The sequence below is a fragment of the Marinobacter sp. SS21 genome (assembly GCF_028369065.1).
In the GTDB taxonomy this organism is placed as follows: Bacteria; Pseudomonadota; Gammaproteobacteria; order Pseudomonadales; family Oleiphilaceae; genus Marinobacter.
The window spans coordinates 136,293-158,362 of record NZ_JAQNDA010000011.1 but is presented as its reverse complement, the minus strand read 5'-3'; the positions used below and the strand labels follow the sequence as shown (position 1 = coordinate 158,362).

Here is a 22,070-nt window from a genome sequence, read left to right as displayed (position 1 = left end):
ACGCTCGGGGGGAGCAGAAGCGTCTGACTGCGAGGTGTGCCTTCCTTGTGCCTCATAAAAATAACCGCGAACCATGTCGCGGTTATTTTGCCAGCTTCGGAGACTGTTTTCACACAGCCTCCACAGACCGGCTTTTCTTGAAATGGTAGCGGGGAGCAGAAGCGATCAGCTTCTGCGGCAGCAACCCTACCCCGCGCAGCGCAAACAAAGAGCGCTGACTCAAAAGCCCCCAGCAATAACAAGAAAAGCCGGTCACAGACCGGCTTTTCTTAAAATGGTAGCGGGGAGCAGAAGCGACCAGCTTCTGCGGCAGCAACCCTACCGCGCGCAGCGCAAACAAAGAGCGCTGACTCAAAAGCCCCCAACAATAACAAGAAAAGCCGGTCACAGACCGGCTTTTCTTAAAATGGTAGCGGGGGCTGGATTCGAACCAACGACCTTCGGGTTATGAGCCCGACGAGCTACCAGACTGCTCCACCCCGCATCAAAACTTGTACTCACCTGAATCTTCAGAGCCTGCCGCTTGATCGGGCTCATAATCCGAAGGTCGGCGACTCCCTTCGGCTTTTGCGGAGATTGGGAGCCCGACGAGCTACCAGACTGCTCCACCCCGCATCAAAACTTGTACTCGCCTGAATCTTCAGAGCCTGCCGCTTGGTCGGGCTCATAATCCGAAGGTCGGCGACTCCCTTCGGCTTTTGCGGATATTGGGAGCCCGACGAGCTACCAGACTGCTCCACCCCGCATCAAAACTGGACACTGGGTACTGCGTTTCCCAGCGAGGTTGCGCATAATACGGTGCGCGGCCTCGCAAGTCAAAGGGAAAAGCAGCTTTTTGGTTCGTCGAGTATTACTGGGAATGCCACGCCAAAGAGTCGTAGGATGCGGTGAGCACAGCGAACCGCATCAACGCCCCCACATGCCGGCACGAATGATGCGGTTCGGCTGCGCCTCTCCACATCCTACAAATGGCCCAGCACGGCCTTTGAACGGTGCCAGGCTATTCGGCGGAGAACCGCTCTCTCCCCTTAACGCTCCAGGATCGCAGTCACACCTTGACCACCGGCGGCACAGATCGAGATCAGCCCGCGGCCACTGCCCTTCTGCTCCAGCAGCTTGGCCAGGGTTGCAACGATCCGGCCACCGGTCGCGGCAAACGGGTGCCCAGTCGCCAGACTGCTGCCCTTAACGTTCATCTTGCTGCGGTCGATGCTACCCAGCGGCTTGTCCAGACCCAGGCGCTCTTTACAGAACTCGGGATCTTCCCAGGCCTTAAGCGTAGACAGTACCTGAGCGGCGAAGGCCTCGTGGATTTCGTAGAAATCGAAATCCTGCAGGGTCAGCCCCGCTTTTTCCAACATGCGCGGCACCGCATAGGCCGGTGCCATCAACAGCCCTTCTTTCTTCTCGACAAAATCAACCGCCGCCACTTCGGAGAAGGTCAGATACGCCTGAACCTCGTAGCCATTTTCCTTGGCCCACGCTTCGCTGGCCAACAGCACGCAGGAGGCGCCGTCGGTCAAAGCGGTGCTGTTAGCAGCAGTCATGGTGCCGTTCTCACGATCGAAGCACGGCTTGAGGCTGGCAAGCTTTTCCAGAGAGGTATCCGGACGCAGGATGTTATCCATTTCCAGGCCGGCCAGCGGTGTCATCAGGTCTTCAAAGAAACCTTCCTCAAAGGCCGCCGCCAGCTTCTGATGGCTCTCATAGGCCAGCTGGTCCTGCTCGTCGCGAGGAATGGCCCACTCATGGGCGGTGACCTGGCAGTGATCCCCCATGGACATGCCGGTGCGAGGCTCGCCATTCTCCGGAATGTTCGGAACCAGGTGGCTCGGACGGAAACGACCCAGAATCTTCAGACGCTCGCTGTTGGATTTGGCACGATTGAGATCCAGCAAAATCTCCCGCAGACCCTCGCCCACACCGATGGGCGCATCGGAAGTGGTGTCCGTGCCACCGGCAATGCCGCATTCAATCTGGCCAAGAGCAATCTTGTTAGCGACCAGGATAGCAGCTTCCAGCCCTGTGCCGCAGGCCTGCTGAATATCGTACGCGGAGGTCTCTGGGGCCAACCCGGAGCTCAGTACCGCCTCACGGGTCAGGTTGAAGTCCCGGGAGTGCTTGATAACGGCACCGGCAACCACTTCACCCAGCTGCTTACCCTGGAGATTGTAGCGATCCACCAGGCCACGCAGTGCAGCCGTCAGCAGCTCCTGGTTGCTGACCTTGCTGTAGGCAGTGTTGGAGCGTGCGAAGGGGATCCGGTTGCCACCAAGTACCGCAACTCGGCGAATCTGCCCGGTCTGACTTCCACTGTTCTTGCCTTTTGCCTGAGCGGCGCCTTTACTCTGTGCCATAGTCTTTTCCTAGTGTCAGCGTGGTTCTTTTAAGGGAGTTATTCAGAGGCTCCCTAACGTTGGATTGCCTTGCAGTCTAACGCCATGCACTTCCCGCTCATTGGCAGGCCTGACAATAGGGTATTCGCGTTAAGTCAATTCAAATAGCTGTCGATCCCTTAACCTTAGGGCCTTTGAATACGATTGCACCACACAGAAACACAAGACCGGCGCCTCCAGCGCCGATGAAAAGGAACGCTCCATGTCAGATCTGTACCTGAGATTCGTCAATACACCGGTAGGCAAGTCCGCCGCCCAGTCTTTGGGCCTGCCCGCACCCGTCCCCCTCAATCGCTGGAAACGCGCCGATCAACCCTTTGTTGAAGGCGACGTTCTGGTGGGCGCGGCCCAGGGCGGCAAGGCCATTGCCACCATCGGTAGCATTCTGGGCGCCAGTCCGGCCGAGGTTTTTCACGCCAGTGGCGCAGACACCATTGCGGATTCAGCCAAAGCCGGTAACAAAGCCACGGCTCTGGACCTGAATTCTGACATTGACCGCAAGTTCGCGGCACTGGTGTTCGACGCCACCGGCCTGTCCGGCCCAGCCGAGCTTCGCGCCCTGTACGACTTTTTCCACCCCACCATTCGCAGCCTCGCCCGCAACGGCCGCGTAGTGATCATCGGGCAAGACCCCAGCAACAGCAAAAAGCCGGCCCAGGCCGCGGCTCAGCGCGCCCTGGAAGGGTTCACCCGGAGCATTGGCAAGGAAATTGGCAAAAAGGGCGCCACCGCCAACCTGTTGCTGGCAGCGCCCGGAGCAGAGAAGCAGATTGAGTCCAGCCTCCGCTTCTTCCTGTCTCCGCGTTCCGCTTACGTTTCCGGTCAGGTTGCCCATATCGCCAAGTCCTCTCAGCCCCCTGTGGCAACAAACCCGGTAGCACCGCTGGCCGGCAAAGTCGCCCTGGTGACAGGCGCCTCCCGCGGCATTGGTGAGTCTATCGCGGAAACCCTGGCCCGCGACGGCGCCACGGTCATCGGTCTGGACATCCCTCCCGCCATGGACGACCTGCAGAAGGTGACCGACCGGATCAAGGGCAAGGCCCTGGCCTGCGACATCACTGACAGCCAAGCGCCCAAGCTGATCGCCGATTTCGTGAGCGAGCACTTCGACGGCATCGACCTGGTGATCCACAATGCCGGCATTACCCGGGACAAGACCCTGGGCAACATGCCCGAGCATTTCTGGGACATGGCCATTGCGGTCAACCTGACCGCGGAAGAACTGATCGACGAAGAACTGCTGAGCCGGGAACTGCTGCGGGAAAACGGCCGCATCGTCTGCGTGTCGTCCATCAGCGGCATCGCCGGCAACTTCGGTCAGACCAACTACTCTTGCGCCAAGTCAGGCGTCATTGGTTACGTGGAAGCCATGGCCAAACAGCTGAAGAACGGCATCACCATCAATGCCGTCGCCCCCGGCTTTATCGAAACCCAGATGACCGCTGCCATGCCGCTTACGATCCGCGAAGCCGGACGACGCATGAACAGCCTGTCTCAGGGTGGTCAGCCGGTTGACGTTGCAGAGACCATTGGCTGGTACTGCAACCCGGCCTCCGTCGGCGTCAACGGCAACGTAGTACGGGTGTGCGGCCAGTCTTTGATCGGCAAGTAACGCAATAAGCCCGAAGCCCGGGGGCAGGTCTCAGATCTGTCCCCGGCCTTACCCGCCGGACTTCCACCCGCTCACTACCCTGCCAGCCCGAAAGCCTGATTCCGTTAATCGCAACGACCTTCACAGGCAGCAACGGGCAAAAAACACAGACGCAAAAAAACCATCCATCCGGTTATCTCACCAGAAGACGGTTAATTTAAGATCGTGCGAAAAAATGGTGGGTGGTACTGGGATCGAACCAGTGACCCTCGCCTTGTAAGGGCGATGCTCTCCCAGCTGAGCTAACCACCCAGGAAAAGAAATGGCGGAGCGGACGGGACTCGAACCCGCGACCCCCGGCGTGACAGGCCGGTATTCTAACCAGCTGAACTACCGCTCCGCATTGACTCTCGAATCGCTTTCGATTCAGAATCGATGACCGGATGGGGTGATCCGGTCGAGCTGAAAAATGGTGGGTGGTACTGGGATCGAACCAGTGACCCTCGCCTTGTAAGGGCGATGCTCTCCCAGCTGAGCTAACCACCCACTTTCCAGCATTGGCTAAGTCAGCGCTGCTGTCTCAACCAATTGAGACGCGCATTTTAAGCATTTCTCCGGCGCTGTCAAACCTTTTCCCGCTATTTTCTTTAAAAAATTTCAAACCACTTAAAACCGAACAAAGTTCATACAACTCCAACACTTAAGAAGCCCGACCGCGAGTGATTGATTGCCGCGATGCCCGGACCACTTTCATCGCTTTCCGTTTCTGGCTGGCTACCGCCGCCTTCTGCTCCAGCAACAGCGTCTTGACCCGTTCTCTCCGTGCCGCCGGCAGCGCCCTGCTGGCCAGCGAGCAGTTGATCTCATCGATACGCTCTTTCAGCTGCCCAACTCGCTCATCCACTGCCGTCAAAATGCCGGGGACCACTTCCTCAGATAGCCGCCGAACATTCCCCAAGACCGTTTCCTTTAATGACATACTCCCTTTCCTCGACAATAAACCGTTCCCTCAGTCTAGTAATGATGTCGGCCCGGAACAATTGCAGGCGAAACAAAATGCAGTGTTATTTTGGCCAAACTTTCCGAGACGAGCGTCACACTATTGAGGCGACAACCGGAAATCCCTTAAGCGGCGCCCTAACTAACACCTAGAAAATCCACCAACCATCACCAGCCCGCTCGTCTTCCCGTTCACGCTCACGCTGCAACAGGGCATAGGCGTTCTCTCGCTCGCGGATTTTTCGCTCGGTCTGCAATGGAACCCTTGCGCCGCCGCCAAACGGCCAGTACCAAGCCGGCTCGTCGTACAGCCCCTGCTCCACCAGCGCGGCGACTTCCTCTTCGCGCTCTTGCTGCAGTCTCACCATATCCCGCTCATAGGCGGCATCTTCGTTATCACGGGCAATGGAGGTAGCGGCATGGTTGGGCGCCAGCAGATCGCTGTTGAGGAACTGGGTAGAGACCAGCTCCTCTGCTCTCATGGCCTCGTCCCGGGTCACCAGCCTCAGATCGCTGGTCGCTAGCGGGTGCTCCGGGTCCAGACTGGAATGCCCGGTTTCCGGCGCGCTGAGTTCGTTGTAGCGCAGGTAGTAGATTTTTCCTGGCTCAACCATCAACGTGGCATCGACGATCAGACTCAAACTGAAGTCACCAAGCCCTTCCAGGCCCATCAGGGGCCGGCGCATTGCAATCTGGCGCTCACCAGGACTCACTTCCAGCCAGGTAAAGCTGTTGTTACGGATATTGAAGTAGTGCTTGTCATCCACATAGACGCTTGGCGCCTCGATTTCATCCGCCGCCCACTGGGAGTGGGTTCGATAAAAGTAGATCAGGGCGTGGCGCGGATCCCACTCGTCGTTACCTATGTGGACAAAATCATGCCCCGAAACAGGGTGAAGGAAGGCCCCGGTGCTCTTGCCGATGGACTGGTAGACGTGGCAACCAGACAAGAGCGCCAGGGTAAGCGCCAAAGCAGTTCTGAACAGCAACGGCGTGGTCATTGTTATCAATCTCTTGGGCCATTATGGATGCCTGATTCTAGCAGCCAAGACGCCACCGAACTGAGAGCTGCCTCAAGAGATGACTACAAACCGTTACAGACAGGCGCTAGCCCGCTCTTATTGGGTGGCCATCTGTTGCCGCAAAGTTGCAACCTCGTCCGACAACCTAACCAACCGTGAGGTAAGTTGCGAACGGGAGGAGTCAATGGATCTGACGGTCTGCTCCAACTGCGCCAGACGGGCCTCGGCTTGATCGAGTGCGCTGGCTTCTGCCTGCTGACCGGCCCTTCGCTCCAGCGCCTGCACCCGTGTACGGACCTCTTGCTCCGCCAGACTGCGCTCCTGAACAAACCGCCGCAGTCGCAGCTCCACCTGGTCACCCACGGTGTCGAGCTGCCCGCTCAGCTCTTGCAGCCGACCGGCCAACTGGTTGCCCTGCGCGTCCATTCGCTCATTGGTCTTTGCCATAGCCGCGTCGAGCCGGCCCCCAAGAGCGGCGATGTCGGCCTGGATCGCCGTTAATGCTTCCTGCTGCCCAGCCATGGCGGTTCCGAGAGTGCCGATCCGGGCTTGCTGCTCAACCAACTGTTTGCGGTTTCGCTCATTTGCCAGCACCCACAGCTTGCCGATCTCCTGGTCGACGGTATCCAGCCGCCCAGAGTGCGCCTGCAATCGCTCGGCCATGGACGCCCCGGTCTCTTCCAGGCTTTCGCCGGTCTCACTCAACTCCCCTTCAAACCGGGCCAGGGCCAACTTGCTTTGCCGAGCCCAATAGTCCGCCTCTTCAAGCTGCGATTCCAACGCGGCGATTCGCTGTTGCTGGCTGAACCAGGCCGCCCCGCCAAGCGCAGAGCCCGCCACTAACAGCAACGCCAACAACCAAAGCCCAACGCCAGCACCCCCATGCCCGCGGCCGCCGGGCTTACTGGGCTGTCGAGGCTTGCTGGTCTTCTTGACGCCACTGGCGGCGATGTCAGGCTTGGCCACAGCGCTGTTGCCGGCTTTTGTTTTTGGAGATTTTTGGGGGCGCATGCCTCTCAGCTCATCGTCATCGGGACGAATCGGTTCCATACTGACCTCAGTTCACCATCGGGCGGTTGTAAGATAAGGCCTTGATAATACCGCCCTGCAGGCATCCGACCAAATAGGCCCAGGACGTTATTTGCATGAGCCCCCGGCAGTACATACAATGGCCGGCTTTCTTGACACTCTTCGGGACTGCTTCTTATGCAACCGCTGGTAGGACTCATCATGGGCTCCAAGTCGGATTGGCCGACGATGGAACACGCCGCTGATATGCTGGATAAACTGGGTGTAGCGTACGAAACCCGCGTGGTTTCCGCTCATCGAACGCCTGACCTGCTTTTTGACTACGCCAAGACCGCTTCGGAGCGGGGTCTGAAGGTCATCATTGCAGGCGCCGGTGGCGCAGCTCATCTGCCTGGCATGGTCGCCTCCCAGACCTCCCTGCCCGTGCTTGGAGTACCGGTGCAGTCCAAGGCATTGAACGGTCTCGACTCCCTGCTGTCCATCGTACAGATGCCGGGCGGCATTGCGGTAGGCACACTGGCCATCGGCAAGGCAGGCGCTACCAATGCCGGCCTGCTGGCCGCTCAGATCATCGGCACCTTCGATGATCAGGTCCGGCAGGCGGTGGACGCATTCCGCACCACCCAGACCCAGACCATACTGGACAATCCGGACCCGAAGGGGTCCTAACGTCATAGCACCACAGTGTTGCCACCTTTGGAACTTCGGGAGATTCCCATGCGAATTGGTGTGTTAGGCGCCGGACAACTGGGCAGGATGCTGGCCCTGGCCGGCTACCCTCTGGCAAAAAAATTCGTTTTTTACGATATGTCCGGCAGCCCCAGCGTTGGGCTCGGCGAGGTCATCGTCGATCGGGAGGGCCAGTATCTTGAGGACTTCCTGAGCCGCGTCGACCGGGTCACCTATGAGTTCGAGCACCTCCCCGTCCAGATTGCCGAACGCATCGCTGCCGAAAAACCGGTGTTCCCCTCCCCCCGCGCATTGCAAGTTTGCCAAAACCGGGAAGCGGAGAAAACGCTGTTCGGAGAACTGGGCATTCCCACGCCGCAGTGGCGAATTGCCGATAGCGCCGAAAGCCTGAAGCAAGCCGCGGAGGCCCTGGGTTGTCCAGTGGTGGCCAAATCCAACACCGAAGGCTACGACGGCAAGGGACAGGCGGTACTGCGCTCACCGGAAGAAGCCGAGGCAGCCTGGCAGGCGATAGGCCACCCGCGCCTGATCGTCGAGAAATTTGTCGAGTTCTCCCGGGAAGTGTCGATCATTGCCGCCCGCGCCGAAGATGGCCAAATCAGCTTCTATCCGATGGCGGAGAATGCCCATCACGAGGGCATCCTACGCTACTCCATCGCCCCGGCACCGAAACTGTCGGAAGACACCCGAACCGAAGCGGAACGCTATATCCGGGCCCTGCTCAGCGAGCTGGACTACGTCGGCGTGCTGACGCTGGAACTGTTTGAAACAGCCACCGGCCTGGTCGCCAACGAAATGGCTCCGCGCGTCCACAATTCCGGGCACTGGACCATTGAAGGCGCTGTGACCAGCCAGTTCGAGAATCACATTCGCGCGGTGAGCGGACACGCCCTTGGCGACACCTCCCCCCGGGGCGTGAGTTGCATGATCAACATTATTGGTGAGCATGGCGACATCGACAGCATCCTCAAACTGCCCTACGCCCACGTGCACCTTTACGACAAGGGCGAACGGCCAGGGCGCAAGCTGGGACATATCAACGTGCTGGCGGACAGCTATGAAGAGCTGGTCTGGCGAGTGCGTAATTGCGTGGAGTTTTTGCCCGGCTCTCCGGACTTTGACTGCTCCTTGACCAGACTCTGACGGGCCGGGCCATGACAGGGCTTGAAACTGCCATCCGCGGCCCCGATAGTAAGTGGTTGCGTGGTATTCGCGGATCGGTGAATGCCATTTGACAGCCGCCGACTGTAAAATTCGGCAAATAGGATACACTTCAATGGGCGCCCTCCGCCCATTGCTAAACTGAGAGAAACCAGGGAGAACGACCTCATGGCATTTGAACTTCCCGCACTGCCTTACGCAAAGAATGCACTGGAACCGCACATTTCCGAGGAAACGCTGGAATACCATTACGGCAAGCACCATGCGACCTACGTCACCAAGCTGAACGGGCTGGTGGAAGGCACCGACGATGCCAATAAGTCTCTGGAAGACATCATCAAAAGCTCCAGCGGCCCACTGTTCAATAACGCCGCCCAGATCTGGAACCACACATTCTACTGGCACTGCCTGAGCCCCAATGGCGGTGGCGCTCCGACCGGTGCAGCGGCTGACGCCATCAACGCCGCTTTCGGTTCGTTCGAAAACTTCCAGAAGGAGTTCAACGACAAGGCCGCCAACAACTTCGGTTCCGGCTGGACCTGGCTGGTCAAGAAAGCGGACGGCAGCGTTGCCATCGCGAACACCAGCAACGCCGAAACACCACTGACTTCCGCCGACAAGCCGGTACTGACCTGCGATGTATGGGAGCACGCCTACTACATCGACTACCGCAATTCCCGTCCGAACTATCTGGAAGCTTTCTGGAAGCTGGTGAACTGGGATTTCGTCAACGAAAACCTGGCGTAAGCCAACCGGACTTTCGTGGCAGTTTTGACCTGCCACCCCCAAAAACGCCCGCTTTTGCGGGCGTTTTTTTTAATATCTTACAATTCGGCATAGGCTTCGGCGCCAGAATTGATAAGAATAGATATCTTAACTACGCGGTCTATCTCGGCTATCGACGCCAACGCAACCATAACAACAAACTCGGCCATCAATGAAAACGTCATTCAAGATCGAACACCGGCTGGGATACCGGATTTTACGCTGGGTCCTTTCGATAGCCTTGGTTTCCGGTATCGTGCTGAGCGCGAGCCAGATCGTCATTGATGCCAAACGGGTATCCACCGACCTGGATCGACAGGCCTATCAAACCATGGCCCTGGTTCGGGATGCCGCCACCCAGGCCGTGTTCAGTATCGATGAAGAACTTGCCCAGCAAGTGGTTGACGGCCTGTTTGAGCAACAAACCGTCCGGCTGGCGCGGATTACTCACCCCGACGGTCAGCCCCTTGGCGAACGCACCCGCCCCCTGCAGCAAGCGCCCTATCGCCCGTTAACCGACACCATTTTCCTGGCAGAGCGGAGCTATCGAATCGAACTGTCCCGCCACCAGAGCCAGCCCACGGTCTATGGCTATCTGGAGATGCATTACGATACCGGCCCCACCGCCGAGAGCTGGCTGGAAAGAGCCACGCTCACCTTTGGCTCCGGCCTGGCCCGGGCCATGATTCTCGCCCTGGTGCTGTTCATGGTGTATCACTTGTTGCTCACCAAGCCGTTGTTGAAAATCATCGCCTCTCTGGCCCAGGTTGACCCGGACCACCCGGACACCCGATTGATCACCACGGTCAAGGGTCACACACGGGATGAGCTGGGACTGTGGGTGAATGCCACCAACAACTTGCTGGTCGCCATCTCCGACAGCCAAAAAAAGCAAAGAGAAGCGGAGGAGCGGGTGACCCGACTGTCCCGCTTCGACAAACTCACCGGATTGCCCAGCCGGGAATATCTGCTCAGTTTGCTCAAAAGCGCCATGGATGATGCCCGAAAGCAGCACAAGGTGACCGCCGTTTTCTGCTGCGGCATCGACGATTTCAAAAGCATCAACGATCAGTTGGGGTATGAAAACGGCGACTTGATCTTGCAAGGCATTGCCGATCGCCTGGATTCCGGTTTCAACGACCGCGACTTTCTCAAAGCCAGGCTCGGAAGCGACCAGTTTGTCCTGGTGCAAAAACAGCTGGCGACAGGCTACCAGGCGGCCATCACGGCCGAAAAATTACTGGAGCTGTTCAGCCAGCCGGTACCCGCGCACAACCGTTCGATCACCTTAACCGCCACGATCGGCGTTGCCCTGTTCCCAAATGATGCCGACGAGCTTGACAGGCTGCTCCAGTACGCCGAGCAAACCATGACCCTGGCCAAGGACAGTGGCCGAAACAGCTACCAGTTTTACGTGGCCAGCGTCGACCAGGAAATGCGTGAGCGCAAGCAGCTTGAGAAAGACATGGCCAGGGCTCTGGCCGAGAACGAGTTCCACCTGCTCTATCAGCCCCAAATCAGCCTGGATACTGGTCGGGTGATCGGCGCCGAGGCGTTGATCCGATGGCAACACCCGGAGCGGGGACTCATTCCTCCCGACCACTTCATCCCCCTGTCGGAACTGAATGGGCAGATCGTCGAAATCGGAGCCTGGGTTTTGGATCAAGCCTGCCGCCAAGCCGCGGAATGGGCCGCCAATGGCCTTTCCCTACGCATGGCTGTCAACCTCTCCGCGGTCCAGCTGCGCCAGGACAACATCCTCGCCATCGTGCTCGACACCCTGTCCCGGCACCGGATCCCACCGGGCGGACTGGAGCTCGAAGTCACCGAAACCAGCGTCATGACCAATCTGGAAGATGCCATCAGCAAACTCCAGCTCCTGAAACGAGAAGGCATCCAGATCGCAGTCGATGACTTCGGTACCGGCTATTCATCGCTGACCTATCTGAAGCGGATGCCGGTGCAACACCTGAAAATCGACAAACAGTTTGTTCAGGATCTTCTGGTGAACGAAGACGACACCCGTATCGCCAACACCATCATTGACTTGGGCAAGAGTCTGAACCTGTCGGTTATCGCCGAGGGTGTCGAGACCGCCGAACAGGAGTTTTACCTGCGACAACGGGGTTGCCAGCTCGCTCAGGGCTATTACTTCTCCAAGCCTTTGCCTGCACAGGAGTTTGTGTCGTTTGTCGCAGAATTTCACGGTAAGATGGCGGAGAACAACGCCTAATCGCCACCCGCGCCCAGACACCCATGAGCAAGGAGCCTCCATGACCACCACCCTGATCGGACTCGGCGTCATCGCCATTGCTGTGCTTTACCTGGTATTCATCTACAACCGACTGGTATCACTACGCAATCAGTTCAAGAACGGCTTTGCCCAGATTGATGTCCAGCTGCAACGTCGCCACGACCTGATCCCCAACCTGGTGGAATCCGCGAAAGCCTACCTGAGCCACGAGAAATCCACCTTGACCCAGGTCATGGAGGCTCGCAATGGCGCCGTTGCCGCCCAGAAAACCGCAGCCCGAGACCCCGCTGATGGCAACAAAATTCAAAAGCTCGGCAGCGCCGAAAACCTGCTGACCAAGGCGCTGGCGAATTTTTACGCCGTGGCAGAAAACTACCCGGAGCTGAAAGCCAACGAAACCATCCAACAACTCATGGAGGAGCTGTCCAGCACGGAAAATCGGGTTTCCTTTGCGCGCCAGGCCTACAACGACGGCGTCATGACCTATAACACCTTCCGCGAACAGTTCCCCAATAACATTATCTCCGGCCTGTTCGCCTTCAAGCAGACCGCCCAGCTGGAGCTGGAATCCCCAGAAGCCCGCCTGGCCCCGAAAGTCGCGTTCTGAGCGGTAGCGTCATGGCAAATCCCGGGTTCTTCCAGCGCCAGGCCAACGCCCGGCGCAACACCACGCTGCTGATTGCACTGTTCCTGCTGGCGGTAGCCATCATCAGCCTGGCGGTCTGCCTGGTGGGCTATCTGGTTACCCGCAGCGAGACCACCTCCCTGAGCTTTATGGACTGGCTGATCAGCAGCCACGGCCTGATGACCGCCGGCGCGGTAGTCTGCCTGATTGTTCTCGGCTCGCTGGTGCGCTGGATTGATCTGGCCGGTGGCGGCGAACGTGTAGCGCGCATGGTGGGCGCCAGGCTGATCGACCCTTCCACCCAAGACGCGGATGAGCGGAAACTCCGCAACATTGTCGAGGAAATGTCCATTGCCAGCGGGGTTTCTGTACCGCAACTCTATGTCATGGACCGGGAAACCGGCATCAATGCCTTTGTCGCGGGCTACAGCCCCAGCGAAGCAGTAATGGTGGTGACCCACGGCGCGCTTACTCAACTCAACCGGGACGAACTGCAAGGGGTTGTCGGGCATGAGTTCAGCCACATCCTCAATGGTGATATGCGAATCAATGTGCGCTTGATTGCCGTGCTCGCCGGCATACTGATGATTGGTCAGATCGGCAGTTTCCTGCTTCACAGCGCCAGCCCCAGCAGCTATTCCTCGCGCCGAAACAAGGAACAGGGAGCAGCCGTCATCCTTGGTCTGGCGCTGGTGGTGATCGGCTACGTGGGGCTGTTCTTTGGCCGCCTGATCCAGTCTGCGGTTTCCCGGCAACGGGAACTGCTGGCCGACGCCTCATCCGTGCAGTTCACTCGCAATCCCGAAGGAATCGCTTCGGCCTTGTACAAGATCGGTTTCCAGGGTGGGTTGCTGAAGTCCACCAGTCACGCCTCTGACATGAACCACATGTGCTTCGGCGAAAGCACGGCTATGAAGTTCTCACGGTTACTGGCCTCCCATCCGCCCATCGCTGCACGTATTAACGCCATCCAACCCGGTCTGTTGGCCCGCCTGCAAAGCCGACAGCGAGACACCCGGCCTGCCGCACAGATCCGTGGCGGACAGACTGCCCCCATGGCCGCCGCGGGTTTTTCCGGCACCGGCGTACCGGCACCCGAGCAGGAGCTGCCTCCTATCACCTACACCCCTGCCGATCGCTTATCCCGTTCGGTTGGGCAGGTGACTGAGCGCAGCGAAGTCTATGCGAAAAATCTGCTGGAGCGATTGCCAGCCACTTTTCTGGACCTGCTCTATACCCGCTCAGGCGCCGTTCAGCTCTGCTATGCCCTGCTCACGGACCAACTGGATGCAGCGGCCCAGGAACAGGTGCTGTCCTTGCTCGAGGACCATCCGTTGCTCGCCCCCCAGCCCGCACTGATTGCTAAGCTCACCCCTACCCTGAAAGCCCTGGGCGCAGCCAGCCGCTTTCCCTCACTAGAGCTGGCCATGCCGGCTCTGCGCAAGCTGGATCCCGAGGAACGGCGGCAACTGATCGAATACGCCCAGAGGCTGGTGAAAGCCGACGGACGGGTATCGCTGTTCGAGTTTGCCATGATCAGCTTCCTGCAGCGCCATCTGGGCGTCAACGCCGGCGCCGCGGTGACGACAAAATATCGCAGTTATCAAGTCGTGCAGACCCCGCTACACCGCCTGTTCAGCCTAATGGCCCGCGCCGGCAGTTCGTCGGCCGAGGGTGCTGGCCAGCTGTATCGCGAAGCCTTGGCTGGCTTTGCCAACCCAGCCGACCTCAAGCCGCTTGCCGACAGGGTCACCATCGCGGAACTACGGGACGCCCTGGTGCAGCTCAACAGCCTGTCACCACTGCTTAAACCGGCGATTATCGATGCCTGCGGCGATTGTGTCAGTCACGACGGCCAGGTCACGGTGACCGAGTACGAAATGCTGCGATTGGTGGCCGACCAGTTGGACTGCCCGATGCCGCCCATCGCCGTGGACAGCTAACGCCCAAACTGACCAACGACACGTAGGATGCCGGTGAGCAAAGCGAACCGCATCAAAACCGACTCTAGGCCAACAACGAGAACGATGCGGTTCGGCTGCGTCTCACCGCATCCTACCAACAGAACGAAAAAAGCCGTGTCGATCGACACGGCTTTTATATCAACTGAGCAACCTGGTTTAAGGCCGTGATCCCGGATCAAACAACGATTCGACGGGCGGCCGCTGCGCGGGGTCTGCAGGCGCAGGCATACCCAGCTTTTCGCGGATGCCCAGATCCACTTCCCACAGGCTGTTGAACTTGTCGTCTGTCACCGCCACGGCTTCTTCCTTGTCAAACATGATCGTCGGCCGCAGGAAAACCAACAGGTTCCGTTTCACACGACGTTCAGACTGGGAGGAAAACAGCCTGCCCAAATAGGGAATATCGCCCAGGAAAGGCACCTTGCTCTCATTAACCATGAAGTCATCCCGGATCAGCCCGCCCAACACCACGGTCTCACCGTCGTCGGCCAGAACCGTGGTCTTGATTTCCCGCTTGTTGGTGACGATATCGGAAGCGTCCTCGATGCTGTCCGCAATGTTCTCTGTGGTCTGCTCAACCACCAGTCGCACCAGGCCGCCACGGCTGATCGTTGGCGTCACCTTCAGGGTCAGGCCCACGTCCCGTCGTTCAATGGTGGTGAAGGGATTGGTGGTGCCATCGCCAGTCACCGTCGATTCCCCGGTACGGAACGGTACATTCTGACCGACGATAATCTCGGATTCCTGATTGTCCAGGGTGATAATGCTCGGCGTTGACAGCAAGTTCGCGGCCGCAGACGTCGACAGCGCCTGTAGCAACACGCCCCAGGTAATGCCGTCCCGATCCCGCTGGGCAGCGCCAATGGTGATGCCGCCAGTGGCCGGGGCAATGACGGTATCGCTGACAAGGGCCGAGAGCACGTCGGTCAGGCTGCGACCGACGTTGTTAAAGTTGGTGCCGGCCAGCGGCGTGGATTCGCCGGATTCATCGCCAACGGCGAACTGGATGCCCAGGTCCTCACCCAGTTCGTCGCTGATCTCAACGATGGCCGCTTCGATCAAGACCTGGGCGCGACGGACATCCAACTGGGAAACAATGAGCTCCGCCTCCTGCATGAGGGACGGCTCGCCGCGGATGACCAAGGCATTGAGGCCTTCATCGGCAAAAATGGAGAAGTTAGTCTGACGGCCTGCGGAGCCACCGCCGGACGCCGAAGCACCGGGGGCTTCGCTGGCGACGTCGCCCATCACGCCCTTGAGAATTTCAACCAGGGTTTTGGCGTCGGCGTGATTCAGGCGAATCACCTTGGTGGTTCCGCCGGTGGCCGATGGCTGGTCAAGCTGCTGAATCAACCCGCGAATCTTGTCCCGGAAGGATTCGTCGCCCCTCAGGATCAGGCGGTTACTACGCTCGTCTGCGGTAACGCTGTACTTGCGGGCGGCATCCTGAGAGCCAGCACTGCCCAGCTCCTGGGGCGCCAGTTCCTGCAACAGGGTCACCATATCCCCGACCCAGGCCTCCTGAAGCTGAATCACTTCCACCTCATATTTGGAGGGGCTGTCCAACTCACGCACGATTTGTTGAATGCGGGCTATGTTGGCCTGATGGTCGCTGACGATCAGGGCATTGGCAGCCGCAACCGCCGCCAGGTGTCCGTATTTGGCAACCAGGGGTCGAAGGATGGGCACCAATTCCAAGGCATTGGCGTTGTCCACCTGGATGACCTGAGTCACTAATTGTTCCGACGGCACCTCGTCGAACCCGTCAAGATTCTCTGCCAGCTGTTTGGCATCCACCTGCTGGACAACCTTGATAACCTCTTCACCCGGAATGGCAGTAAAGCCATGGACATGCAACACCGCCAGGAACAGATCGTAAATCTCATCCTTGTTCATCGGCGCGCTTGAGAGCACCGTCACCTTACCCTTGACCCGGGGATCGACCACAAAGCTGTAGCCGGTGATATCCGCCACCTGGGTTACAAAAGCCCGGATATCCGCATCTTTGAGATTGAGGCGCCAGGTGCCTTCCTGTCCATGGGCCACTGACATCAGCGGAAGCAGAAAAATCAGCGCAAGAGCCCGGATGAAGGGGGTTTTATGGTTATTCATGCAACGATCGCATCCTGTATCGATAGAACCCGTTCGCCGGGTATTGTTATTTCCTTGACGGCTATGAGCGCGGCGCTATTGTCGCCACTCTTCGGGCAGCGCGTAGCTCACCGAAAAGCGGGCACCATTACGTTCGATTTCAATATCGAGCTGGGACTGGGAACGCCAGGATTCCAGCAAGGCCCGGTCCTGTTCCATATCGCCCAAAGACTGGCCATTGATGGCGGTAATCACATCTCCCGCTTTCAGATTCACCGCTCGTAACATGGGATTGGAGCCATCATAGACATAGCCCGAGGCGCTCCCATCCTGAACTGGCCTCAAACCAAATGCAACCAGTGCCGCGGCACCCTGAGCGTCCAGCCGAGCCTGGACATCGTCAACGAACGCCTGAGGCGAGGCCAGATTCACGGGCTCGGTTTCCGTCACCAACTCCTCGGGTTGGCTGTCCTCGAAAGTCAGGGTCTCATACAGTCCGTTTCGCCGGATCAGGATTCTGCCCGGTTCGACTTCTACCAGCTCGGCGTTTCCAGGCAATGTATCGCCAACTCGATAGTGTTCCGTTATCCCGTCAGTTCCTGCAACTATAGCACCGGAGTCCTCCGCGCGCTCAGCTACCAATACTCCCTCCAACCGCAAGCGGAGGCGGGTTTCCGGAGCTGACTGGCGCACCGATTCGGCGACCTGGCGGGTATTGACCTCGCCTCGCCCGAACAGTTCGTAGCCAGCCAGGGGCTGATTCAACAGTTGTCGGGTCGCCGTATTCCCGGAAGACGCCATCGTCGTCATCTGCAGCGCAGGCTGTTCCTGCCACAACACCATCCAGGTCACCCTGGCCAGAGTGACCGCCAGATACAGCACCAACGCCACCAGCAACAGGTTGGCCGCCAGGCGACCGAGCCGTTCCCACCGTCCATAGCCCTGCGCTGCCATCAGAATCGCGCTCCTGGTATCAAGGGTTGCTGCACCCGAAACACCACATCACCGGGACTGGCCGTGCCGGACCAGGGCTGCCCTGCCAAGTCGATCAGGCGCTTGTACACCCGAACCTCCAACATGCCATTACGCAGAATATCCGCCTCGGCGGCGGGATCGGGCTGGCCCTGCTGGGCAACCGTCAATGTGACACCGTCACTGAGTTGCTCCAGGCTGGCGGACATCGCCGGGAACTGGGCACTTTGCACACCATCCCCTACTGGCCAGGTCACTCGTCCACCCGGCCAATGCCCACGCCCCGTGGCCTCCGCCAATTGATTCTCGGCCCACTTCAGTTGGAGTCGATCAATAACGACGTCTCCTTCCAGCAGGGCACCGTTACTCTGCCGAATCAGGTCTTCGAATTCGGGTACGTGTATTCGGCCAGCGGCCTGCAAGGCGGCTTCGTCCGGCCAGCCAAGGACCAAGTGACCGTTAAGCCTTGACGAGGCGGTCTGCACGCCAAAGCTGACCGGGAGTTCCAGATCAGCCACCGATGGCCAGCTCAGCGCCCATTCAAAGCGCAAATCCCGCCCCTGGAAGCGCAATCCGGCAACGCCATCCCACCATGAGCCGCTCACCGACACCACCTTCACTTGCGGCGGTAAACGCACTTGCCCGGAAACCTGCTGCCACAACCAACCGGCCGGTATCAGCCACAGCAAGGCACACAGGTATACAACCACGCCTGCAAAAATGAGCAGCATGAGTTTGCCTGGGCGGAGGAAGGTGGAATGACTGGGTTCGGACATACCGGTTAATCGAGGCGTTTGGATGGCCCCGAGTCTAACAAAGCCAGCCATTAAGTCCATGGCGAAAAAACAAAAAACCCCGCAGTAATGCGGGGTTTTTCATAAAGGCGCCAAGCCCTGCACGAAACAGGGCTTGCGGGAGGCCGATTTACATCATGCCACCCATGCCGCCCATTCCACCCATGCCGCCCATGTCAGGCATGCCGGCACCGGCTTTCTCGTCTTCCGGCTCGTCAGTCACCATCGCCTCGGTGGTGATCATCAGGCCAGCAACGGAGGCGGCCGCCTGCAGCGCAGAACGGGTCACCTTGGCCGGATCGAGGATACCCATCTCCAGCATGTCGCCGTAGGTTTCCTTGGCAGCGTTGAAACCGAAGGAACCTTCGCCTTCGCGGATCTTGGCCACAACCACGGAAGCCTCGCCACCGGCGTTGGTCACGATCTGACGCAGAGGCGCTTCCATGGCGCGACGCAGGATGTTGACACCCGCGGCCTGCTCTTCGTTTTCCACTTCCAGGTTGTCCAGAGACGCCAGCGCACGCACCAGAGTGACGCCACCACCAGCGACAATGCCTTCTTCAACGGCAGCGCGGGTGGAGTGCAGCGCGTCTTCAACGCGGGCTTTCTTCTCTTTCATTTCCACTTCAGAGCCTGCGCCAACCTTGATCACGGCAACACCGCCGGCCAGCTTGGCAACACGCTCCTGCAGCTTCTCTTTGTCGTAGTCGGAAGAGCTTTCCTCGATCTGACGGCGAATCTGCTCAACGCGCGCTTCGATGTCGCCCTCAGCACCGGCACCATCGATGATGGTGGTGTTTTCCTTGGTGATGTTGACACGCTTTGCGGTCCCCAGGTCATCCAGGGTGGTGTTTTCCAGAGTCAGACCAACTTCTTCGGAAATCACGGTGCCACCGGTCAGGATCGCGATGTCCTGCAGCATTTCCTTACGACGGTCGCCGAAACCAGGCGCCTTGACGGCGGCCACTTTCACGATGCCGCGCATGTTGTTGACCACCAGGGTAGCCAGCGCCTCGCCTTCGATGTCTTCAGCGATGATCATCAGCGGCTTGCCAGCTTTGGCAACAGCTTCCAGGGTCGGCAGCAGCTCGCGGATGTTGGAGATTTTCTTGTCAACCAGCAGGATGAACGGGTCTTCCAGATCGGCAGACATGCTGTCCTGATTGTTGATGAAGTACGGAGACAGGTAGCCGCGGTCGAACTGCATGCCTTCAACCACGTCCAGCTCGTCTTCCAGGCCACGGCCTTCTTCTACTGTGATCACGCCTTCTTTACCAACACGCTCCATGGCGTCGGCGATGATCTTGCCGATGGTCTCATCACCGTTGGCGGAGATGGTGCCAACCTGAGCGATGTTGCGGCTGTCGTCGCAGGGCTGAGACATGTCGCGGATCGCCTTCACGGCCACCTGGGTAGCCTTGTCGATACCACGCTTCAAATCCATCGGGTTCATGCCGGCAGTTACCGCCTTGATGCCTTCGTTAACGATGGCCTGGGCAAGCACTGTGGCGGTGGTGGTACCGTCACCGGCGGTGTCGTTGGTCTGGGAAGCCACTTCCTTGACCATCTGGGCACCCATGTTTTCGAACTTGTCTCTCAGCTCGATTTCCTTGGCCACGGAAACACCGTCTTTGGTGACGGTGGGAGCGCCGAAGGACTTATCCAGAACAACGTTACGTCCCTTGGGACCCAGGGTAACCTTGACCGCGTCCGCCAGGATGTTGACACCAGCTACCATGCGCTTACGGGCGCTGTCACCGAATTTAACGTCTTTAGCTGCCATAGTTCTTAATTCCTGTTCGTTAAACTCTCAATGTTGGTTCTATCGAGTGGTTGGTAGGATTCGGTCCGATTACTCGAGAACGCCAAAAATGTCGCTTTCGCTCATGATCAGCAGGTCTTCACCGTCAACCTTTACGGTATTGCCAGAGTACTGGCCGAAGACCACAACGTCACCGACCTTGACGGCCAGCGGACGGGTTTCACCATTGTCGAGCACGCGACCGTTGCCCACGGCGATCACTTCACCCTGGGAAGGCTTTTCTTTTGCGTTACCCGGCAGCACGATGCCACCCGCAGTTTTCTCTTCTTCTTCCTTACGGCGCACGACAACACGATCGTGAAGCGGACGAATTTTCATTGCTCGGTATCTCCAATAGTCAGGTTGTCTTTGGCAATGACACTTGCGTTAAAAGCCGAAGTAAATAACCACCTGTTTTCAGCGGGATTATTCGCCCTCAGCGGACTTGTGGACTTTATCTGGGGTGCAGCCGACCGGTTTTCAATGCCCGGACGAAAAAAAATTATCGTTTTTCGATTCGGTCATGGCCCCGCTCCGTTTCGTCGGTGTACTCACCTTCGATGATGTCGTCTTTCCCGCGCGGACCGCGTCCAGGCTGGAACGGCTCGCCAGTGCCCATGGTGAACCGAAAGCCCTGGTGCTGACTGCTCACGACCAGCTTTTTCAGCGCCTGCGCCGCCAGCCAGTGGCGACTACCAGGCAACAGACACAAAAACCCGACGGTGTCGGTGACAAAACCGGGGGTCAGTAACAAGGCACCGCCGACGGCAAGAATCAGGCCTTCGGCCACTTCCCTGGCGGGCAATTCACCACTGTTCAACCGCTCGTTGGCCCTGAGCAGGGTCGCAAAGCCCTGATGCCGTAGCAGCGCTGCCCCAATGACCGCCGTCAACAACACCAGCCCAATCGTGTTCAGGGCACCGATAAGAGTGCCCACCTTGATCAGGATCGTCATTTCAACGATTGGCATGATGATGAAAAGCAGAAGAAAAATGCCCATGCAACGGCCTTTGATTTAGTCTTTGGGGAGGTTGGGGCTTTGATATACTCGCCCAACCAGAGGCTCTTTAAGGAACGCCCGCTCGGCCGTTCCCTCACTCAATCAGTTAGGGCAAATAATGAAACTTCAAGATTCCGTGATTGCAATTACCGGTGGCGGCCAGGGCCTGGGACGCGCAATGGCCGAGTATCTGGCCGCCAAAGGCGCCAAACTCGCGCTGATCGACCTGGTGCCTGAAAAACTGGAAACCGCGGTCGAGGCCTGCAAACAGGCCGGAGGGGATGCCAAGGCCTATGTCTGCAACGTGGCCAAGGAAGCTGAAGTCGAGCAGACCTTTAGCGCCATCAGCGCCGACTTTGGCCAGCTCAACGGTTTGATCAACAACGCCGGCATTCTCCGCGACGGACTGATGCTCAAAGTGAAGGATGGCGAAATCGTCAAGCGCATGAGCCTGGCGGAATGGCAGGCGGTGATTGACGTCAACCTGACCGGCGTATTCCTGTGCGGCCGCGAGGCCGCAGCCCAGATGATCCAGAATGGCAATCAAGGCGTGATCATCAATATTTCCTCGATATCCCGTGCTGGCAACATGGGCCAAAGCAACTATTCCTCCGCCAAGGCTGGCGTTGCTGCGCTGGTGCCGGTGTGGGCAAAAGAGCTGGCCCGGTACGGCATTCGCGTGATGGGCATCGCGCCGGGCTTTATCGAAACCGAAATGACCGCGTCCATGAAGCCGGAGGCACAGGAGAAAATGACAGCGGGTATTCCCCTCAAGCGGATGGGTAAGCCGGAAGACATAGCCTCTGCGGCGGCGTTTATCGTGGAGAATGATTACGTGTCCGGGCGCATGATTGAGGTGGATGGGGCTTTGCGGCTCTAATAGTTCAGCCTGAATTGGCCGCTATGAACGCAGCCT

19 protein-coding genes and 4 tRNA genes are annotated in these 22,070 nt (G+C 58.6%); 8 read left to right on the top strand and 15 right to left on the bottom strand.

All coding sequences use genetic code 11. The features are described from left to right. Positions 1-109 precede the first annotated feature (109 nt). The 3 genes from N6L25_RS14970 to N6L25_RS14960 form a co-directional block, all read right to left on the bottom strand. Positions 110-388, bottom strand: a complete 279-nt coding sequence (locus tag N6L25_RS14970; RefSeq protein ID WP_271981815.1) for a hypothetical protein — start codon at positions 386-388, stop codon at positions 110-112. Between the two features lie 19 nt (positions 389-407). Next, positions 408-484 (bottom strand) — tRNA-Met (locus tag N6L25_RS14965). Positions 485-1,028: 544 nt separating this feature from the next. Beyond that, positions 1,029-2,357: an acetyl-CoA C-acetyltransferase gene (locus N6L25_RS14960; RefSeq protein ID WP_271981813.1), complete on the bottom strand. Its 1,329-nt coding sequence runs from the start codon at positions 2,355-2,357 to the stop codon at positions 1,029-1,031. A gap of 241 nt (positions 2,358-2,598) precedes the next feature. On the opposite strand from N6L25_RS14960, the gene N6L25_RS14955 reads away from it, so the two are divergent. After that, complete coding sequence (locus N6L25_RS14955; protein ID WP_271981811.1) at positions 2,599-4,008, top strand: 3-oxoacyl-ACP reductase; 1,410 nt, start codon at positions 2,599-2,601, stop codon at positions 4,006-4,008. A gap of 215 nt (positions 4,009-4,223) precedes the next feature. Here the strand turns inward: N6L25_RS14955 and N6L25_RS14950 are convergent. The 6 genes from N6L25_RS14950 to N6L25_RS14925 form a co-directional block, all read right to left on the bottom strand. Further along, positions 4,224-4,299 (bottom strand) — tRNA-Val (locus N6L25_RS14950). Positions 4,300-4,310: 11 nt separating this feature from the next. Further along, positions 4,311-4,387, bottom strand: a tRNA-Asp gene (locus N6L25_RS14945). A 70-nt stretch (positions 4,388-4,457) separates the two neighbouring features. Further along, positions 4,458-4,533, bottom strand: a tRNA-Val gene (locus N6L25_RS14940). A gap of 154 nt (positions 4,534-4,687) precedes the next feature. Then, positions 4,688-4,966, bottom strand: coding sequence for a hypothetical protein (locus N6L25_RS14935; RefSeq protein ID WP_271981809.1), 279 nt, complete (start codon positions 4,964-4,966; stop codon positions 4,688-4,690). 169 nt (positions 4,967-5,135) lie between these two features. Beyond that, complete coding sequence (locus N6L25_RS14930; RefSeq protein WP_271981807.1) at positions 5,136-5,987, bottom strand: DUF2846 domain-containing protein; 852 nt, start codon at positions 5,985-5,987, stop codon at positions 5,136-5,138. Positions 5,988-6,104: 117 nt separating this feature from the next. Beyond that, positions 6,105-7,058 (bottom strand): hypothetical protein, encoded by a 954-nt coding sequence (locus N6L25_RS14925; RefSeq protein ID WP_271981805.1) that lies wholly within the window; start codon positions 7,056-7,058, stop codon positions 6,105-6,107. Positions 7,059-7,214: 156 nt separating this feature from the next. On the opposite strand from N6L25_RS14925, the gene purE reads away from it, so the two are divergent. The 6 genes from purE (at position 7,215) to N6L25_RS14895 (ending at position 14,475) form a co-directional block, all read left to right on the top strand. Continuing rightward, positions 7,215-7,706 carry a 5-(carboxyamino)imidazole ribonucleotide mutase gene (purE, locus tag N6L25_RS14920; RefSeq protein WP_271981803.1) on the top strand — a complete coding sequence of 164 codons (492 nt, stop codon included), beginning with the start codon at positions 7,215-7,217 and terminating at the stop codon, positions 7,704-7,706. Between the two features lie 48 nt (positions 7,707-7,754). Continuing rightward, complete coding sequence (locus N6L25_RS14915; protein ID WP_271981801.1) at positions 7,755-8,870, top strand: 5-(carboxyamino)imidazole ribonucleotide synthase; 1,116 nt, start codon at positions 7,755-7,757, stop codon at positions 8,868-8,870. A gap of 186 nt (positions 8,871-9,056) precedes the next feature. Then, positions 9,057-9,635, top strand: a complete 579-nt coding sequence (locus N6L25_RS14910; RefSeq protein WP_271981799.1) for a Fe-Mn family superoxide dismutase — start codon at positions 9,057-9,059, stop codon at positions 9,633-9,635. Positions 9,636-9,825: 190 nt separating this feature from the next. After that, on the top strand, positions 9,826-11,886 hold the full coding sequence (locus tag N6L25_RS14905) for a putative bifunctional diguanylate cyclase/phosphodiesterase (protein WP_271981797.1): 2,061 nt from the start codon (positions 9,826-9,828) through the stop codon (positions 11,884-11,886). 40 nt (positions 11,887-11,926) lie between these two features. Then, positions 11,927-12,514 (top strand): LemA family protein, encoded by a 588-nt coding sequence (locus N6L25_RS14900; RefSeq protein WP_271981795.1) that lies wholly within the window; start codon positions 11,927-11,929, stop codon positions 12,512-12,514. A gap of 11 nt (positions 12,515-12,525) precedes the next feature. Further along, a complete protein-coding gene (locus N6L25_RS14895; protein WP_271981793.1) occupies positions 12,526-14,475 on the top strand; it encodes a M48 family metallopeptidase in 1,950 nt (649 codons plus the stop codon). Between the two features lie 177 nt (positions 14,476-14,652). Here the strand turns inward: N6L25_RS14895 and gspD are convergent, their stop codons facing one another. The 6 genes from gspD to N6L25_RS14865 all read right to left on the bottom strand — a co-directional run bounded on the left by gspD (position 14,653) and on the right by N6L25_RS14865 (position 21,154). Further along, on the bottom strand, positions 14,653-16,608 hold the full coding sequence (gene gspD / locus N6L25_RS14890; protein WP_271981791.1) for a type II secretion system secretin GspD: 1,956 nt from the start codon (positions 16,606-16,608) through the stop codon (positions 14,653-14,655). A 75-nt stretch (positions 16,609-16,683) separates the two neighbouring features. Next, entirely contained in the window at positions 16,684-17,541 is an 858-nt protein-coding gene (locus tag N6L25_RS14885; RefSeq protein ID WP_271981789.1) for a type II secretion system protein N, read from the bottom strand. Next, positions 17,541-18,290, bottom strand: a complete 750-nt coding sequence (gspN, locus tag N6L25_RS14880) for a type II secretion system protein N (RefSeq protein ID WP_271981787.1) — start codon at positions 18,288-18,290, stop codon at positions 17,541-17,543. Before gspN ends, N6L25_RS14885 begins: the two co-directional genes overlap by 1 nt. A 193-nt stretch (positions 18,291-18,483) precedes the next feature. Next, positions 18,484-20,136: a chaperonin GroEL gene (gene groL, locus N6L25_RS14875; RefSeq protein ID WP_271981785.1), complete on the bottom strand. Its 1,653-nt coding sequence runs from the start codon at positions 20,134-20,136 to the stop codon at positions 18,484-18,486. 69 nt (positions 20,137-20,205) lie between these two features. Further along, entirely contained in the window at positions 20,206-20,493 is a 288-nt protein-coding gene (gene groES, locus N6L25_RS14870; RefSeq protein WP_271981783.1) for a co-chaperone GroES, read from the bottom strand. 163 nt (positions 20,494-20,656) lie between these two features. Then, complete coding sequence (locus tag N6L25_RS14865) at positions 20,657-21,154, bottom strand: FxsA family protein (protein WP_271981781.1); 498 nt, start codon at positions 21,152-21,154, stop codon at positions 20,657-20,659. Between the two features lie 118 nt (positions 21,155-21,272). Here N6L25_RS14865 and N6L25_RS14860 point away from each other — a divergent pair, with 118 nt between their 5' ends. Then, a complete protein-coding gene (locus N6L25_RS14860) occupies positions 21,273-22,034 on the top strand; it encodes an SDR family oxidoreductase (RefSeq protein WP_271981778.1) in 762 nt (253 codons plus the stop codon). Positions 22,035-22,070 lie beyond the last annotated feature (36 nt).

What these genes read in the sequence shown, in the direction of transcription:
- N6L25_RS14960 (WP_271981813.1), bottom strand. Translation starts at nt 2,357, where the DNA reads ATGGCACAGAGTAAAGGCGCCGCTCAGGCAAAAGGCAAGAACAGTGGA.
- N6L25_RS14955 (WP_271981811.1), top strand. Translation starts at nt 2,599, where the DNA reads ATGTCAGATCTGTACCTGAGATTCGTCAATACACCGGTAGGCAAGTCC.
- N6L25_RS14935 (WP_271981809.1), bottom strand. Translation starts at nt 4,966, where the DNA reads ATGTCATTAAAGGAAACGGTCTTGGGGAATGTTCGGCGGCTATCTGAG.
- N6L25_RS14930 (WP_271981807.1), bottom strand. Translation starts at nt 5,987, where the DNA reads ATGACCACGCCGTTGCTGTTCAGAACTGCTTTGGCGCTTACCCTGGCG.
- N6L25_RS14925 (WP_271981805.1), bottom strand. Translation starts at nt 7,058, where the DNA reads ATGGAACCGATTCGTCCCGATGACGATGAGCTGAGAGGCATGCGCCCC.
- purE (WP_271981803.1), top strand. Translation starts at nt 7,215, where the DNA reads ATGCAACCGCTGGTAGGACTCATCATGGGCTCCAAGTCGGATTGGCCG.
- N6L25_RS14915 (WP_271981801.1), top strand. Translation starts at nt 7,755, where the DNA reads ATGCGAATTGGTGTGTTAGGCGCCGGACAACTGGGCAGGATGCTGGCC.
- N6L25_RS14910 (WP_271981799.1), top strand. Translation starts at nt 9,057, where the DNA reads ATGGCATTTGAACTTCCCGCACTGCCTTACGCAAAGAATGCACTGGAA.
- N6L25_RS14905 (WP_271981797.1), top strand. Translation starts at nt 9,826, where the DNA reads ATGAAAACGTCATTCAAGATCGAACACCGGCTGGGATACCGGATTTTA.
- N6L25_RS14900 (WP_271981795.1), top strand. Translation starts at nt 11,927, where the DNA reads ATGACCACCACCCTGATCGGACTCGGCGTCATCGCCATTGCTGTGCTT.
- N6L25_RS14895 (WP_271981793.1), top strand. Translation starts at nt 12,526, where the DNA reads ATGGCAAATCCCGGGTTCTTCCAGCGCCAGGCCAACGCCCGGCGCAAC.
- gspD (WP_271981791.1), bottom strand. Translation starts at nt 16,608, where the DNA reads ATGAATAACCATAAAACCCCCTTCATCCGGGCTCTTGCGCTGATTTTT.
- N6L25_RS14885 (WP_271981789.1), bottom strand. Translation starts at nt 17,541, where the DNA reads ATGGCAGCGCAGGGCTATGGACGGTGGGAACGGCTCGGTCGCCTGGCG.
- gspN (WP_271981787.1), bottom strand. Translation starts at nt 18,290, where the DNA reads ATGCTGCTCATTTTTGCAGGCGTGGTTGTATACCTGTGTGCCTTGCTG.
- groL (WP_271981785.1), bottom strand. Translation starts at nt 20,136, where the DNA reads ATGGCAGCTAAAGACGTTAAATTCGGTGACAGCGCCCGTAAGCGCATG.
- groES (WP_271981783.1), bottom strand. Translation starts at nt 20,493, where the DNA reads ATGAAAATTCGTCCGCTTCACGATCGTGTTGTCGTGCGCCGTAAGGAA.
- N6L25_RS14865 (WP_271981781.1), bottom strand. Translation starts at nt 21,154, where the DNA reads ATGGGCATTTTTCTTCTGCTTTTCATCATCATGCCAATCGTTGAAATG.
- N6L25_RS14860 (WP_271981778.1), top strand. Translation starts at nt 21,273, where the DNA reads ATGAAACTTCAAGATTCCGTGATTGCAATTACCGGTGGCGGCCAGGGC.